Origin of the sequence: Streptomyces sp. NPDC021212, assembly GCF_044332925.1 — a bacterium.
Taxonomy (GTDB): Bacteria; Actinomycetota; Actinomycetes; order Streptomycetales; family Streptomycetaceae; genus Streptomyces.
In genome coordinates, this window is the sequence record NZ_JBIRPZ010000008.1 from 52,144 (window position 1) to 68,063 (window position 15,920).

Sequence of the window (15,920 nt, forward strand, 5' to 3'; positions counted from 1 at the left end):
TAGGTCCTGCCGGCGAAGCGCGCGCCCTCCTTGTCCAGGAAGAGGCAGGCCCGGCCGGGCGGGGCGGCCTCGGCCTTGGTGGGCGGGATGGTCACGGTTGCGACTCCCAGTACGACGGTGGCCAGAGCGGCCATCGACACACCTCCATACATTCGGGCAATTGTTCGATACATGGTTTGTTCCTCTCTCACGCTTCGGGTGGTTGCGGGATTCGGCGGCGACGTGAACGCGCCGCCAGAACCGACACTGCCCCAAAGGTTCAGGAGAGAGCACAGATGTAGGGGCGGTACATGTTGCAGTGCAACTTTCACCGTACTGACCTGCGGAATTCGGTGTCGGCGTGCAAGCGGGAAGGGCCTGCCGGGTGGGAAGTACCAACGAAGAACTGATCGACGAGTTCGGTGATGCACTCGATAAGTGGGCCAGCGAGGTCAAGGAGGTCTGCCGTGCGTTAGGCGTGCAGCAGCAGCAGCTCGCCAGCAGACTCACCGAGCTGAGCAAACTGGGGGGCGTCAGCCCGAGCCGGGTCTCCAAGTGGCTGAGCGGCCGCAAGATCATCACGACCGGCGGTGCGGCTCTGCCGGGCAAGGGCCTGTCCCAGGACATCGTTCGAGCCCTGGGGCTACAGGGAGCACAAGCCCGGCGAGTAATGCAGCTCGGCGAGAGGGTCGATCTCGTGCAGGTCCAGCTGGAGCGCAGGTATCCGACTGGCTGGAGAGTTGCCGCACAAGCTCACTTCCGCAATTCGTCTGTGGCAGCGCTCCATTCGAGTTCTTCGGCCGATGCCGAAGCTGCCCCTTCTGCGTGCGAAGCACCCCCTCCTTCTCCGTCGGCGGCCGGCCATCGCCAGAACACCCCCGAAGCCCCCGGGCCACCGCTCGCCCGCACGACGACCACCGCGCCTGCTGCTGCGGCTGACGAGGAAACCTCGGCCCGGCCACCGCTGGTCACAGGGGACGGATCGCCCGGCACCCCTCGTCGCAGCTGGAGGCGACGGCTGCAGCCTGACCGGCCTGGGTGGATCAAGGCTTGGGGAAGCGTGACGGCTGCGGCTGCCGCGCTGGCCATCGTCACCGCGGCGGTGGTGGGAGCCGACGGTGACGAGGAGACCAGGAGCGGTTCCGAGGGGGGTACCCCCCAGACGTCGGCTCCGGCCAGCCAGGCTCCTTCCCCGCAGGAAGGCCCGGGAACAGTCCCCTCGGAGTCTCCAGGCCTGGAGAAGGGGACCCTGGGGGAGGACAGCCGATGCAGCGTCCCGTTCGCGGGACCGGGCGCGACAGCATGGAGAGTTTGTGCACGCGTCGAAACGGAGCGCGTTTCCTTCGCCCTCAAGATCACTAACCATGCGAGCAGGACAACAACCGTCAGGATTCGCCTGGAGTACGCACAGGCCAACAAGTTCCATCCGTGCCCGAAGACGCCGAGCACCCATCCTCTCGACATCGCGGCAGGAAAGACCGTCATCACGGCCCCCCGGCAGTGCACTGTACCCCGGGAGGAAGCGCCTTCCGCCTACCAGGGAGTGGGCTGGGTGGTTGCCGAGGACGCCAACGCGGGCTCGTACAAACTGTCCCCCACAGCGAACGTCTATCCCGACCGCGACCGGGTCATCTGGCAGCCCGACCTGGTGTGATCGGTAGCTCTGACCCCGCAAGGGGGTGCGAGCGGGGCTCTCGCGTCGGGCCGTGAACGAGGAGCGTGAGGAGGCGAGGCAGGCAGGAGTGATCCATCCGGTGCTGCGGCACAGCGCCGTCCTGCCCGTGTCCGTAGACCGACAGGCGGCTCGTTGTGCACTGCCCGGAATGCGGCTGGGCCCGGGTCCTCGACGAAGACCTGGACGAGGAGCGGGAGGACGCGCTGCTGGCCTGGACGGAGCACCCGGACGGCGCGGTCGAGCACCTCGCACCGCCGGCCGGTCCGTCTGGCCGTCGTACGTGCGCTGACGCAAGACCGGCGGGCGCGTGGCCGTCGGCGACGAACGCACGGACGAGGCGAGGCGGTGCTGTTCAACCACGGGTGCCTGGCGATCCTCCGGCCAGTCGCGGCCGACGGCACACTGGACGGCGCGGTCACTGCCAACGCCCGACCCTGGACCACGGACCTCGTCTGTCTGTCCAGATCGACCTCTGTGGCGCCTTGCCGACTGGACCTGGAGTTGACGGTGGCCGCAGGAGGCGGCGCCTGGGACTTGGGACTGGCCCCTAAGGCGCGGCGAGCGACTATCACGGCGATCATCGTCGGCGCACGTCGACAACCCGCCGGACTCGCGCAATCTTCGCCCCTCGCGCGACTCTGCCCGTGTGTGCAAGAGGTGTCCGGCAAAGGCTCTGATCGGATCTAAGGCTCTCCAACGGCCTGGTCCGGCAAGCGAAGAGTGTCCGGAAAGAATTGAGTGTCCGATCAAGTTGCCGGACGCAGGGTGAAAACCCAAGAGTGGGTCGCACGAGCCCGGCAGTGATGCCGGAACCCCATGTCTTCTGTGGTCCAGATCGTCAAGGGGAAGTGGGTCGCCAACTGTTGCAGCAGAGGGCGGCACAAGCCACAACTTCAGAACTAGGCCCCTCACAAAAGTGAGGGGCCTGCTTCCGTTTCGGCGGGAACTTGCCGCCAACGCCGTTCGTATGCACCATCAAGGTTCACGGACGGCCGTCGGCTAAGGGGCTGCAACTCCTTGGTGCTGAAGGCGGCCTGACGAGGGATCTGGACCACAACCGCATTGACAAGACATAGGGGTAGAGATGACTCGATGGACTCGGCGGACAGGCAAGGCCGCATGCGTGGTGCCCGAGAAGGACACTACAGACCGCACCACCAAGCCCTCGAAGAAGGTGTTCGTTGTCGTGATCCTGGTCATCACCACGGCGATTGGCGGCCTTACCGCGGTCGACATGCCCGTGGCGACCAGCGTCGAGGTGGTCGCGGCAAGCCTCACGGCCGTTGAGGCCGCCAGGCGCCTGACCGCTGCGAAGGCTGCGGTCCCGGTGACGGGCACTGCGGACTAACTGCACGGCTGTGAGCAACCAGCACATGGGCTCGGAGGTCGCGAAGCTCGCAGCTCAGCTTCGCGACCTCCGGGCCAGGCGGGGAAACCCCACCTACGAGTCGCTCGGCCGCATGGCCGGGATGTCGCAAGCCACGATTTCCCGCATGCTTTCTGGGCGGGTCCTGCCCTCCTGGGACGTCGTGGCGCTTTTCATCCGCGCCCTCGACCGTGAAGCGGACGTTGGTCCGTGGCGTCGACAGTACTCGGCCGCATTGGCGGAACGTGAGGAGAAGAGGGAGGAGGCCAGACTGCGCCTGGAGCTGTCTTCTCCGCAAGAGTCCTCACAACTGCTGGCAGCGGCTACCGACCTGTCAGGCTTCCAACGCGCCCTGCGTGAGTTGATCCGCGAGTCCGGGCTCTCTCTGCGGGAGGCCGCAGTGCAAGCTGGAGTAGCGCGAAGCACCGTATCTGACGCCCTCAACGGCACAAGGGTGCCCAGCCGTGACGTGGTTGCGGCGCTTGCCCGAGCCTGTGGCCACCCGAGCGACGATTGGGTGAACGCTGCTGACTGGCTCCGAGACGCGCAAGGGAAGCCCCCTGCCCGTGATGTCTCGGCGGTGTCGTCTGATACTCGCGTCCTCGCTTCGCAAGTCGCTGAAGCGGGTCCCGCTGACGCCATGTATGCGCTGATGGCGGGTGCTGCTACCCGGACGCCGGCCGAGATCGCCGCCTTGGCCCTTCGTTTGAGGGAACAGGGACATGCCGAGGCGGCCGATTCTCTTCTCGCCGCGGTGGCGAGGGTCCGTGCGGTCGATGAGGTCGCTGCCGTGGCAGTAGCTCTCCTCGAAGCAGCGCGGCCCGTTGATGTTGGGGCCGCCGAGGCAGATGAGGCGGCGAAGGCGGAGCCAGCACGCTTTTGGCGGCTGGGGCGGCGAAACAGCACCGCCTGAGTCGCCCCCCCGCCCGCCGTCAGTCATGGCGCAGGCACCGGGTAGGGCCGCCTAAGCTCCGTCATGGGGAAGCCCAGCCAGGGCTCGGGGCCTTGTCCTACGAGGTGCGCTGGCGCGGGTATAGGGTCGGCGGCTTATCGGTCGGGTTGACGAGCAGCTGACGGACAGTCTCTGGATGCCAGCGCTCCCCGCGCTTGGATCGGATGCCCTCGGCCTTGAGTACCGCGGCGATTTCATGGAAGGACAGTTCGTCCTCGTCTCGGAGCTGGCAGGTGCGGTCGCCTTGCTCCATCTCTTCCTAGATCAGCTCGTTCTTGTGGGCCTGCCACCCGACGGCGGGGCGCCGTACGCATACTCGGCCTTCTCCCCCTTGATGCGGCGACCGCGGCGGAGCTTGATCGCTCCCTCCGGCTGGCCGTAAGGAAAGCACAGGATAATCACGGTTATCCTGTGCGTATGCTGACGCCGAATCAGAATGCCAGGGAATCGGGTGAATCATCCGACATGCCGGGGGTGCAGCTGGACTTCCCGCCGATCCCCAACGGCATGGACTACCTCGTCGGCGTCGTGAACCACCTCACCGCCGACAAGGTCGGGCCGCGTGAACTCAAGTACGCGGTGCTCCACCTCCACGCAGCCGCCGAAGTACTCCTCAAGGCCCGACTTCAGCAAGAACACTGGAGCCTGGTCTTCGACGATCCGCGCAAAGCCACCCGCAGGGCCTTCGAGTCGGGCAACTTCCAAAGCTGCGGTATCACCGACACCGTTACCCGGCTCAACGAGATCGCCGGGGTCACCCTCACCGCCACCGAGCAGAAGGCGCTCAAGAGCCTGGGCCGGGACCGCAACGCCCTCCAGCACTACGGCCTCACCCACAACGCCCGCGCCGTAGAGGCCCGAGCCGGGCAGGTCCTGGACTTCCTCGTCCGCTTCCTCGACAACGAACTCCAGCCACAGCTGAGCGACGACGCGGTGAAATGGGTCCGGCAGGACATGCTCAGGAAGCTCAGGACGGGGCTGCGGAACATCCACGCCTACCGCACCGAACGCAGAAAGCGACTGCTCGGCACCTTGAAGGACGTGGCGCACCGCACGCTCGAATGCCAAGAGTGCGGCGAACTGGCCCTCATCACCCGAGACCGCTGCCACTTCTGCAACTACCCCTTTGGCAGCTTCGATCCCGAGTACGCGGCAGACCAGTACATGTCGTACCGCCACTTCGAGCCGCAGGAACTGATCAGCGACTGCCCCCGCTGCAGGCGACGCACCATGGCCCAGGAGGTCGTCACCGCTGCCAGCGCCGACCCGGTGGACTTCTGCTTCAACTGCGACGCCCCCATCCCCAGCACGGAGATCGGCGAGCTGACGGCTAGGCCACAGGGCCGACCGTGACCACGATCGAACCTGCCCCGCAGGCCACCCTCGGCACCCCTCCACCGCCACCGTACCGCCCAGGTCCTGCCGTGACCGGCGCAGCGCCGGAGAGCCCTGTGCCGCTCGAAAAGTCATCGCTGCATGTCATGTCGCATATCTGTACTCGTTGATGACGCCGCCGAGGATCCGGGTGCACAGGACTTTGCTGGTGCTGAGGGCATGCGCCGCGGCGGGTTGTTCGTGGGCGTCGGGTGGTAGCTGGTTGCGGGTTTGGTGGGGTCGGTGTTCGTTGTAGTGCCGCTCGTAGGCCGCGAGGACGTGGCGGGCGTGGGCCTCGTTCATGATGAGGACGTGGTCAAGGGCTTCGCGCCGGATGCCGCCGATGATGCGTTCGCAGTGCGCGTTCATACGGGGAGCGCGGGGCGCACTTTTGAGGATCTCCATCTCCTCAGCTTGGAAGACAGCGTCGAATGCCTCCCCGTACTTGCCATCGCGGTCGCGTAACAAGAAGCGCAGGGTCTCAATGCGCATGCCCAGGTCGGCGGTGAGATTCCGCGCCTGCTGCACCGCCCAGTCCCGGGTCGGGTGGGCGGTGACCCCAGTGATGTGCAGCCGCCGGGTGTCGTGCTCAAGGAACACCAGCGCGTACAACCGCCTGCCGAGTGCGGTGTCAATGTGAAAGAAGTCTGCCGCGATGATGCCCTCGGCTTGCGCGGTCAGGAACTCGCGCCAGGTGGGGCCTGAGCGACGTGGCGCGGGGTCGACGCCGGCCTCGTTGAGGATCTCCCACACCGTCGAGGCGGCGATCCGATACCCGAGTCGGGCCAGCTCCCCTTGGACCCGCCGGTGCCCCCACGTCGGATTCTCCCTCGCCAGCCGCACGACGAGCTTCTTGATCGCTGCCGGGGTGGGTGGGCGACCGGTGCCCCGACGCGCGGTGTAATCCCATTTCACGGCGATGAACCTGCGGTGCCAGGCAAGCAGGGTGCCAGGGGCGACAGGGAAGATCTTGAGCCAGTGGCGCCGGGGTATCAGCCCGGACATGGCGGCGAACCAGAATCGGTCGGCAGGCTCATAACGGCCGGTCCGGCCAACTGGCGACGCAGGAGCGCGTTCTCGTGCCGCAGCACCAGCAGTTCCGCCTCCTTCGCCATCCCGCGACGCAGGAGCACCGATGGAACAGTCAGCAGCTTCCGGGTCACCTTGTACAGCAAGGACACGATCACGGAGGACATGATCCCAGCGGACTGACCGCATCCCGCTCACCTGCGGCGATGACTTTTCGAGCGGCACAGGCCGCTGAGGCGGGCCGCTGAACGGTTCCAGGTCAGCCACCCCACCGCCGCCCGCTGGGCCCAGCGCTACCGCCGCCATGGGGCAGCAGGCATGACCGACCGCTCCAGCCGCCCCCACCACTCACCCCACCAGACACCCGCCTCCGTAGAAGAGCGAGTGCTGCGGATGCGCCGTGAACACCACATCGGCCCACTGCGGCTGGCCGCCCGTGCCCCCATCGCCGCCTCCACCGCCCACCGCATCCTCCAACGCCACGGCCTGCCACCACTGACCGCCTGCGACCGAGCCACTGGCGAACCCGTCCGCCGCTACGAACGCGCCCGGCCCGGCGAGCTGGTCCACATTGACGTCAAGAAGCTCGGCCGCATCCCCGACGGCGGCGGCCACAAAGCCCTGGGCCGCGCAGCCGGACGCAAGAACAAGAGCGGGGCCGGCTATGCCTTCCTGCACACCGCGCTGGATGACCACTCCCGCCTGGCCTACACCGAAGACCTGCCCGACGAGAAGGCCGCCACCTGCGCGGCCTTCCTGCGACGAGCTGCCGCCTGGTTCGCCGCACGCGGCGTGACCGTCGAGCGCGTGCTGACCGACAACGCTTGGTCCTACAGCAAGAACACCTGGCGGCAGACCTGCCGTGAGCTGGGTATCAGCCCCCGCTGGACCCGCCCCTGGCGCCCGCAGACCAATGGGAAGGTCGAACGCTTCCACCGCACCCTGCTGGACGAATGGGCCTACCAGCAGCCCTACACCTCAGAACATGAGCGTCAGGCAGCGTTTCCCGACTGGCTGGACTGGTACAACTACCACCGACCCCACACCGGAATCAGCGGCCACACCCCAGCCAGCCGCGTCACCAACCTCTCCGGACAGCACAGCTAGGGCGGACCGGCTCCCGGGATATACAGACCTCCGGTCTCCAGGGCGCGCAGCCGGTGGTAGTCCGCTTCCAGGCGGGAGGGATCGGGCGAGGTGAGGTACACGTATCCGGCGGAGGTCACCAGGTCGACTGTCTCGGGGGCCGGGCTGCCGGAGGAGATGGTCAGCACCATGTCCGTATAGGACTCCAGGGCTCGCACGGGCGCCCAGCCCTCGTGGTCCGGGACCACGCCGTCACGCGGGGTGATCAGGTTGACGTAGCGCAAGTACCGCTCGATGCGGCTGGTGCGCAGGGTCCCGTCCAGGACACGCTCGGGATGGGCGATCGACTGTGCCAGGCACTCGATCTGATCGGTACCCAGACAGGCCCGCACCACGTCTGGCAGTTGGGCGCCACCGGGACGCGCAGCGCACTCGACCAGGACGGGCCCGGCCTCGGTGAGCATCACCTCGGTATGGGCGGCCCCGTTGCGGACCTCAAGCGCGTCCAGCACCTGCCAGGTGTACGCGGACAGGGCGTCGTAGGCGGGACTGCCGGGCGGCAGCGGTTCATCGAAGTCGTTGATGGACCGGCCACCGGATGCCGGACGCTTGTTGTACCGCCAGATCTCCACAGTACGGTGCACGCCGTCGACACTCACCGTGTTGACGAAGTGCTCGGCGCCCACAAGGCATTCCTGGACCAGGACGGCGGTGTCGCGACTGCGGTAGCGGTTCTTCCCGGACATGATCAACGCGTGCGCGCGACGGATCTCATCGTCGGTCTCGCAGAAGAACACCCGGTCCGTACCCGCGCTCGCCACGGGCTTGAGGACGACCGGTCGCAGCACCTTCGGCTCCCGCGCCCAGGCCACGGCCACCTCCGCATCGGTGGAGAGCAGCGTACGCGCCGTGGCCAGACCGGCCCCGGCCACAGCCTCGGTCATCTCGTGCTTGTCACGCCGGGCGGCCGGCCGCGTCATACCGTTGCCACGGGTGCCCAGTTCGGCGGAAAGCCCGTCGGCCAGCAGGACGCCCGACTCCGTACCCGCGATGACGATGGTGACACCGTGGTCACGCAGCGACCGTGCCGTGGCGGCCACATCACCACAGTGCTCGATATCGACATCGAAGTCCTGGGGCCGGTAGGTGAGGTGGATGTCCGGGTTCTGAGACCGTACGTGGACGTACTCGACGCCGTATCGGCGCAGTGCCCGGGGAAGGTACCGGGCGATGCCGTACGCCTCGACGATGGCGCAGATCACAGTGGGCGAGACCTTTCGTGCTCGGGGTGGGCGGGCCGATGGCGTGCGGGGCCGCCGGGGGCATGGGCCGACGGCTGAGTCGGCTGTTCGTGGTGGTGTCGGGCCAGTATGCCCGCGCCGATCAACAGCGTGATCGAGACCACGCACACCAGAGTGAGCGGAGCAACCAACAGGCGGTCGTCGGTCAGCTGGAGCAGGAAGGCCAGCGGTGGTGACAGCGCGGAGAACAGCGACGCGGTGATGGGCTCGGTATGGCGAATGCCCACCTGGATCAGGTAGAGGGGCAGGCCGACGCCCAGCACGGCCAGCACGGCGGCCGACGGCAGGGCGGCACGGAGCTCGCTCGCCCGCCCGCTCAGCAGGGCCACGGCCCAGGAGATCACCAGCGTCATCGGAAACCGAACCGACATCACAGCACGCGGTTCGAACCCCGCGTCGCTCAGCCGCTTCGAGAAGATGACGTTGCCTGTGGACGCGACGCCCGACACCAGGGTCAGCAGCAGACCCATCACGGCGTCTTCAGTGTCCAGTTCGCCCACGGCGCTGCGCCCGACGCAGCTCGCCCAAACCAGGACGGCGAGGAAGCCGGTGATGGTGAAGGAGATGATGGTTTCGGCCCGCAGGGGCCGCGCGCCGCGCCGCAGGACCGGTTCGAACAGCACGGTGAGGGCCGGGCCCACGGCGAGGCCCACCACGTTGACGACGGCCGGCTCCAGACGGACCAGGGCATAGAGCATGGTCAGCCAGCCGATGGCGGTGGTGGCGTTGAGGGCGAGGATGTCCGAACAGCGGGCGCGCGCCGGGCGCAGCACCTCAGCTGGCCCCTGTGTCACGAGGCTCCAGCCGAGGAAGACCACGGTGACCAGTGCGAACGACACAGCAGCCAGGGTCATCGGGCTGTACTGCTGTACGCGTTCCCCGGCGTACACGTCGAATCCCGCGCTGAGCGCGGCATACGCGCCCAGCGCGGCCATCCCGCGTGTCGCCGGAGCCCGGCGCGGTACCGGGTTGGCAGTGTCGGGCACGGGGTGCGGACTCTCAGTTGTCCTGCGTGGCGGTGGCCGACAGCGGGTTCCAGCGCTCCGCGGTGATGTTGATGTCCTGATCGACGCTGTCGAAGATCCCATAGGCCTCGTCGAGGAGGATCTCCATGCCGCGCTGTCCCAGTGCGATGCCGTACCACAGGTCGGCGCGGTCGGCCTCGGGCAGCGCGTCGACGGCTTCGTACAGGGCAGCCACGTGGTGATCGTCGACCTCGATGTGCAGATCAAAGAAGTTGGTGCCCAAGGCGGGGTGGTACTTGGTCAGCGCCTGCTTGGCAGCCGTGTAGGTGACGGGCGTCATGGCCTCGTTGACCAGCATGTATCCGATCGAGCGGCCGGTGTTGCATCCGCGGGCGATGTTGAAGGCCAGCTGGAGCGCGAGCTTGATGCCGGCGCGCTCCTGGTAGTCGTTGAACTCCTGGCGCGGCACGCCCAGGTCGTCGAGCAGGTGCAGGTAGTGCAGGAAGTGAGCGTGGGAGGGGTCGCCGGAGCCCAGTTCGTCGTCCAGGTTCTCCTGCAAGATGCGACGGATCTTCTCGTTCTCGGTCCATCTCAGAAGGTCCTGGAGGATCCAGGGGAAGCTACGGCTCTCGCGGCCCGCGCAGAAGACCCAGCGTATGGCGTTCTCCAGCGGCAGGAGACCGTCGGCGGCGGCCCGCACCAAGGAGTGAGCACGCACCGCATCAAGCGCGGTGTCGACCTGCTTGCGGATGTCATCGGTGAACACGTCAGGAACCCTTCGGAACTTCGGGACAATGGTCTTCGAAGTCTCCTGACGGCCCCCGAAGTACCGCTCCCCCGTGTCAACAGGACGGTGGCGCTGTTCAAGCAGAACTCTGCACGTGACGGGCCCCGCCAACAATCCGGCTCTCCCCAAGTGGCCTGATACGTCGCCCTTATTGACCAGATCTCATAGGGCGTTAACGGCTAAAAACCGATCTTCGCTGTTGAGTGGTCATTTATCACTCGAGATCAGGCAACCCTCCAAAGCAACCCGGGGTCAGTGACTTTTGATGTCACTCGGCCGACGCGGGGGCCACTCCGTCCGGTTCCAGGCTTCTTTGGACCAGACCGTCGCTCTGGCTTGCAGGAGTCGTCTCGGACCGCTGCTTCGCGTTCGGCTCTTGCTGCGGTGAGTGAGGTTCTTGACCCTCACGTGGCGTCAGGCTGCTTAGTCGGTGCCGTGGAGGATCACTGGACCGTGGGACGCGTAGCCGAGCTGGCCGACGTGCGCGTCCGCACGCTGCATCACTATGACGAGATCGGGCTCGTTCGGCCGTCGGCGCGGACCGCGGCCGGGTACCGGGCCTATTCGGCGGGCGATGTGGAGCGGCTGCGGGAGGTGCTGGCCTATCGGCGGTTGGGCTTCGGGTTGCGGGAGGTGGCGGAACTGGTCGGCGACCCGTCCACCGACGCGGTCGCGCACCTGCGCCGACTGCGCGGCCTTCTGCTGGAGCGGCGTGATCGCGCTGACGCCATGGTGGCGGCCATTGACAGGGAACTTGAGGCACGGGCGGTGGGACTGCTGGTGACACCGGAGGAGCAGCTGGCGATGCGCGGTGCACAGCTGTACGACGCGATCGGCGGTGCTTACACCGCGACACGGCGTACCGAGCCGCGGGTCGCCGCGCGGATCTGGGACGCGCTCGGGGACGCGCGGACGGTGCTGAACGTCGCGGCCGGCTCCGGCTCCTATGAGCCGGCTGATCACGATGTGACCGCGGTGGAGCCGTCGGAGGTCATGCGGGGGCAGCGGCCTCCCGGCTCGGCGCGGTGCGTGGCCGCCGCCGCCGCGGAGAGTCTGCCGTTCGAGGCAGTCCTTCGACGTCGCGATGGCCGTCTCCCCTGTTCACCATTGAGGGGACCCGATAGCGGGGCTGCGCGAGATGCGGCGCGTGGCCCGCCGCGTGGTGGTGCTGACGCGCCAGGACGTAGCGTCCTGCCTTCGACACCGACGAGCCCGGATGGCAGGACCGGTTCTGGCTTACCCGCGACTACCTGCCCCGCGTTCGCCGCCGTCCTCGCAGAGTTTCCCTCGCTTGCTGGGACGGCCGGCGCGATTGGCGCCCGCGCTGAGCCGGTGCCCATCCCGTGGGACTGCGCTGACGGCCTGTTCGAGGCGTACTGGCGCCGACCGGGGGCGTATCTGGAGGATCACGTGCGCCGTGCGATGTCGGTGTGGACGAGGGTCGGGTCGGAGGCCGAGCAGCGTGCGGTGCGAAGCCTCAGCGACGACCTCGACTCCGGCCAGCGGGCCGAGCGCAACAGCGACCTCGCCGACCTCGACGCGGCGGATCTCGGCCTCCGCCTGCTCATAACTTGACCCACGTCGCAGGTTCACTGGCCCCTTTATGGCCACAGCCCGGGCGGCTGCCAGTTCCGGACGGCGGGCGCCTCACCACGCAGCAGCTGCACCAGGACGTGACAGCCAGGGCATGGGCCCGCGAGCGTTGTGCTTGGTCCCGGTCAGGCCGACCGGGACCAAGCACCGCTTCGCCGGTCCCGCGGAAGGCTGTTTGACGAAGCTGACCTTCCCTGGGCAGATCAGGCAGAAGGCGAACTGCCGGTGATCGGCCCGGGGTAAGCACCGACTCGGCATTGCCAGGTACCTGATTCATGAGGGTCTTCCCAGATGACTTCGTTGTGCGTCAGGCGAGGTCTGGCTGGCCGGTGACTACCAGGAACCACTGGAAGGCCCACGAAGCAGAGTTGGACGTACGCCTCCGGGATTCTGTCGGCGAGCTGGTAGAGGATGCTCGCATCCGTTCCACGGACGTCGACGGCGAACCCGAGACCCATCCCCGAGCTGTCGGAGACCAGTACGTCCACGTACCCTTCCCCTTCCCTGCTCGACTCGGAGTATGTAGTAGTTGGTTCCTCTGCGACGCCTGCCCAATGAAGGTCGTGCAGCCCTTCTCGGCGAGCCCTTCGATGCGGGACATCTCGTCTCCCTTTCATGTTGGTACCACACCATCTTCACGTGGCCGGGACACGGTCGTCCCAAGGATCGAGTGCGTGACCGCCGATTGGTCAGATCAGCGTGATCGTGAATTCGAACTCTGTGTGGATGGTGCGCGTTCGGTTGCCGGCCATGGGGAATTTATCGGTCGACTTGAGAACATAGTGCGCGGTCTTTGCCTTGAAGGATGAATGGGCCAGGTAATTGGCCGCGATGTCTGGATGCGTGTCATGGCAGCCGAAACGCTGGCCGTTCTGCGTCGCCGTGGCGACTTCATCCATCAGATCGGTAGCAGTGGCTGCTGTCCTACGGTTGAGCTTGTGACTCCACATGAACCGGATGCTGGAGGACCCGTACTTCACCTGCGCAGTGAAATGGCCATACTGGCTGTTCGCCCTGTAATCGGGGTCCTGTGGAGTGAAGAAATGAGTTGCCGCGCTTGTCGACTTCGTTGGGGTATCGGTCTTTCCCTTCGAAGTCACCCAGCTCTTGGAATGCTCGGCGATGGTCACTTGGTAAGCCCTGAGCGGGGAATGCTTGGACGACTCGGAAGCGGACGCAGTGCCGGTCAGCGGCAGTAACGTGAGCGTGGCGAGAGCGATGTTGGAAATGACTCGAACGTGCTTCATGGTTCCCCTTGCGTGTTGCGGTCAAATGTCTCGTTCCTTGATTCACCCGACCGCAGGCGGGGAGTGGAGGGGATCTTCCCGGGTACTCAGATCCCCTAGGTAGCCGGGCTTACCCAACGTCGAGGAACGGCCGTCCAATCCGGTGATCCGGCGCAGCACCGCGCGGGCCCTGGGCATCAGCGAGGCGATCTCGGGTGCTGTGGGCCCGGTCGGTGGACGGGCCCACAGCGGGGTATCTCAGGCGTCCGGGATGAGGAGGGAGTCGTCATCGAGTCGCACCCGCATCGTCATGAAGGGCATGAAGGGAAAGGACGTGAAGCAGATCCAATGCCTGCTGAACCACGCCTACGGCTACCCCCTGGAAATCGACGGCGCATTCGGTCCTGACACACTCAAAGCCGTGGAGACCATGCAGAAATGCGCCGGGATCGAGGCGGACGGCCAGGTGGGCCACCGTGGTCAAGGTTCGTGGTTGGGCCGACACCACAGTGGACAAGGGGTCCGAGTTATCCCTTACGCACCCGCAGCGCGTCCAGGCCCTGCGTCACTCCGTAGATGAGGGCGATTGCCAGGCTGGTCTTGCCCGTTCGTGGGGTGCCGGTGATGCGACTGCACCCCGGCGAACTTTCCGCCGGGGTGCAGCTTGCTCAGGTCTGGGTCACATCCAGTGCTGGACCCATGTGGTGAGCAGGGTGATGGCGCTACCGTCGGCCGCGTACAGGGCGCCGCGAAGCGGTTCCTGCCACATCGGGCGTGGACGCTGTTCGCGGGTTCGTCGGCTTAAGCGCAGGTGGCGGGCCCGGCGCAGCCCGGGCCTGTCCACGGGTGGGGTGGTACCGTCGTTTTCCATAGATGTGCCTCCAGAAGCTGGGTCTTCGCGGTCCTGATCTGTGGTGCATCGCGTAGAGAGCCCTCCTGACCAGTGGCCTAGGAAACCGGGTCGGGGACGGGCTCTCTGTCGCGTTGTGACGATGGTATCGAGCGCGAGCAGGAACACCTTTTGGGTGGGACCTCGTGGTCCGCGGTCCCGCTCACAACGGTCACAGGTCGGCCAGCTGGCGATCGCGAGCACGACGTGGCCCGCTCTTCGTCGGCACCGTAGCCTCGAGCCATGCACGACATCTCGGTGGCACGCTTCTACGACGAACTGGCCGACGACTACCACCTGATCTACGCAGACTGGGACGCGAGCATACGTCGGCAAGGCGAGGCTCTGGACGCCCTCATCGGTCAGGACCGCGCGGCAGTGCTCGATTGCTCCTGCGGCATCGGCACACCGGCCACCGGCCTGGCGCTGCGCGGGCACCGCGTGACTGGAACTGATCTCAGTCCCCGCGCTGCTGTCCGTGCCGCGCGAGAGGCTGCCCACCGGAAGGTAACGCTGCGTACGAGCGCCGCCGACATGCGTCGCCGCCCATTCCCTGACGCCCAGTTCGATGCCGTCGTCTGCGCCGACAACTCCCTGCCTCATCTTCTGACAGAGCAGGATGTCCACGTTGCTCTGGCCGATGCCGCGTGCTGCGTCCCGGCGGCGTGCTGCTGGTGAGCACGCGTCCCTACGACGAGCTGCTGCGCAACCGGCCCACTTCGACGCCTCCACAGGTCCACCGGCTGACGAACGGGGGCGAACGGGCCGTCACCTTCCAGCTCTGGCACTGGTACGAGGACGGCGAGCACTACGACTTGGAGCACTTCCAACTCCTGCCGACTGGCGGAGAATGGCACGTCCAGGTCCGCCAGACCTCCTACTGGGCACTCGGCCAAGACCGGCTGGCCGGCCTCGTGGCCGAGGCCGGGTTTGTGGACCTCCGGTGGCAGATGCCGCAGGAGACAGACTTCTTCCAGCCGCTGGTCGTGGCGCACGCCGACAGGTAGACGGCCGCGGTCAAGGGGAAATCGTGCTGGGCGCTGTGCTGGCCGCCCCCGCAGTGATGCTGGCTCTTCCCGTCTTCCCGTCTTCCCGTCTTCCCGTCTTCCCGGCCGCAGCCGCGGCCGCGCCGGGCGATGTCGTCACCGCTCCGTTGTCCGAGCTGACCGCCGCTCTGCCCGTCCAGGACGAGGGCGCCCGTGACGGCTACAGCCGTGAGCAGTTCCGGCACTGGATCGACGCCGACCGCGACGGCTGTAACACCCGCAACGAGGTCCTGCTGAGGGACGCGGTGGTGGCGCCGGAGATCACCGGCCGGTGCACCATCACCGCGAACACGGGCGTGTGGTGGTCCTGGTACGACGAGACCACCCAGACCGACAAGTTCGACGTCGACATCGACCACATGGTCCCTCTCCGCAAGGCGTGGAACTCGGGCGCTGCGGGGTGGACCGCCGCCGAGCGCCAGGCCTACGCCAACGACCTCGACGACGAACGCTCCCTCCTCGCCGTCCACGACAGCGCCAACCAGTCCAAAGCCGCGACCCTGCCCAATGGATGCCACCCGCCCAGGACGCCACCTGCCGCTACATCACCGACTGGGTCGTGGTCAAAACCTGCTGGGGCCTGGCCACCGACCCCGCCGAACACACCGCCATCGAACGAATCGCCGCCGCCTGCAACGACCCCACCATCACC

At 66.9% G+C, this 15,920-nt stretch carries 10 protein-coding genes and 5 pseudogenes; 9 read left to right on the forward strand and 6 right to left on the reverse strand.

All coding sequences use genetic code 11. From position 1 onward, the window contains the following. The first annotated feature begins 364 nt into the window (after positions 1–364). The 3 genes from ACH4SI_RS21915 (at position 365) to ACH4SI_RS21925 (ending at position 3,933) form a co-directional block, all read left to right on the forward strand. Positions 365–1,633: a helix-turn-helix domain-containing protein gene (locus tag ACH4SI_RS21915; protein ID WP_398298077.1), complete on the forward strand. Its 1,269-nt coding sequence runs from the start codon at positions 365–367 to the stop codon at positions 1,631–1,633. Positions 1,634–2,777: 1,144 nt separating this feature from the next. Next, the gene (locus ACH4SI_RS21920; RefSeq protein WP_398298079.1) at positions 2,778–3,002 is read left to right on the forward strand and encodes a hypothetical protein; all 225 of its coding nucleotides are present in this window, start codon (positions 2,778–2,780) and stop codon (positions 3,000–3,002) included. Between the two features lie 10 nt (positions 3,003–3,012). Further along, entirely contained in the window at positions 3,013–3,933 is a 921-nt protein-coding gene (locus tag ACH4SI_RS21925; protein WP_398298081.1) for a helix-turn-helix domain-containing protein, read from the forward strand. 97 nt (positions 3,934–4,030) lie between these two features. On the opposite strand, the gene ACH4SI_RS21930 is transcribed toward ACH4SI_RS21925, so the two are convergent. Further along, positions 4,031–4,225 (reverse strand): recombinase family protein, encoded by a 195-nt coding sequence (locus tag ACH4SI_RS21930; protein ID WP_398298083.1) that lies wholly within the window; start codon positions 4,223–4,225, stop codon positions 4,031–4,033. Between the two features lie 164 nt (positions 4,226–4,389). Between ACH4SI_RS21930 and ACH4SI_RS21935 the strand changes: the two genes are divergently transcribed. Further along, the gene (locus ACH4SI_RS21935) at positions 4,390–5,325 is read left to right on the forward strand and encodes a hypothetical protein (RefSeq protein WP_398298084.1); all 936 of its coding nucleotides are present in this window, start codon (positions 4,390–4,392) and stop codon (positions 5,323–5,325) included. Between the two features lie 126 nt (positions 5,326–5,451). Here ACH4SI_RS21935 and ACH4SI_RS21940 read toward each other — a convergent pair. Beyond that, positions 5,452–6,533 (reverse strand): annotated as a pseudogene (locus ACH4SI_RS21940) (integrase core domain-containing protein). A gap of 70 nt (positions 6,534–6,603) precedes the next feature. On the opposite strand from ACH4SI_RS21940, the pseudogene ACH4SI_RS21945 reads away from it, so the two are divergent. After that, a pseudogene (locus ACH4SI_RS21945) lies at positions 6,604–7,482 on the forward strand (IS481 family transposase); the annotation flags it as partial. On the opposite strand, the gene ACH4SI_RS21950 reads toward ACH4SI_RS21945, so the two are convergent. The 3 genes from ACH4SI_RS21950 to ACH4SI_RS21960 all read right to left on the reverse strand — a co-directional run bounded on the left by ACH4SI_RS21950 (position 7,479) and on the right by ACH4SI_RS21960 (position 10,493). Continuing rightward, positions 7,479–8,723 (reverse strand): hypothetical protein, encoded by a 1,245-nt coding sequence (locus ACH4SI_RS21950; protein WP_398298086.1) that lies wholly within the window; start codon positions 8,721–8,723, stop codon positions 7,479–7,481. The pseudogene ACH4SI_RS21945 and the gene ACH4SI_RS21950 sit on opposite strands and share 4 nt — an antisense overlap. Beyond that, positions 8,720–9,697 carry an EamA family transporter gene (locus ACH4SI_RS21955; protein WP_398298088.1) on the reverse strand — a complete coding sequence of 326 codons (978 nt, stop codon included), beginning with the start codon at positions 9,695–9,697 and terminating at the stop codon, positions 8,720–8,722. The genes ACH4SI_RS21950 and ACH4SI_RS21955 overlap by 4 nt, the downstream gene beginning before the upstream one ends. Positions 9,698–9,761: 64 nt before the next feature. After that, positions 9,762–10,493 (reverse strand): iron-containing redox enzyme family protein, encoded by a 732-nt coding sequence (locus tag ACH4SI_RS21960; protein ID WP_398298090.1) that lies wholly within the window; start codon positions 10,491–10,493, stop codon positions 9,762–9,764. Positions 10,494–10,967: 474 nt separating this feature from the next. Here ACH4SI_RS21960 and ACH4SI_RS21965 point away from each other — a divergent pair. Continuing rightward, a pseudogene (locus tag ACH4SI_RS21965) lies at positions 10,968–12,089 on the forward strand (MerR family transcriptional regulator). Positions 12,090–12,796: 707 nt separating this feature from the next. Here ACH4SI_RS21965 and ACH4SI_RS21970 read toward each other — a convergent pair. Continuing rightward, positions 12,797–13,354 carry a hypothetical protein gene (locus ACH4SI_RS21970; protein ID WP_398298092.1) on the reverse strand — a complete coding sequence of 186 codons (558 nt, stop codon included), beginning with the start codon at positions 13,352–13,354 and terminating at the stop codon, positions 12,797–12,799. A 298-nt stretch (positions 13,355–13,652) separates the two neighbouring features. On the opposite strand from ACH4SI_RS21970, the gene ACH4SI_RS21975 reads away from it, so the two are divergent. The 3 genes and pseudogenes from ACH4SI_RS21975 to ACH4SI_RS21985 form a co-directional block, all read left to right on the forward strand. Next, positions 13,653–13,913 carry a peptidoglycan-binding protein gene (locus ACH4SI_RS21975; protein WP_398298771.1) on the forward strand — a complete coding sequence of 87 codons (261 nt, stop codon included), beginning with the start codon at positions 13,653–13,655 and terminating at the stop codon, positions 13,911–13,913. A 552-nt stretch (positions 13,914–14,465) separates the two neighbouring features. Beyond that, positions 14,466–15,229, forward strand: a pseudogene (locus ACH4SI_RS21980) (class I SAM-dependent methyltransferase). 398 nt (positions 15,230–15,627) lie between these two features. Next, a pseudogene (locus tag ACH4SI_RS21985) lies at positions 15,628–15,699 on the forward strand (HNH endonuclease); the annotation flags it as partial. Positions 15,700–15,920 lie beyond the last annotated feature (221 nt).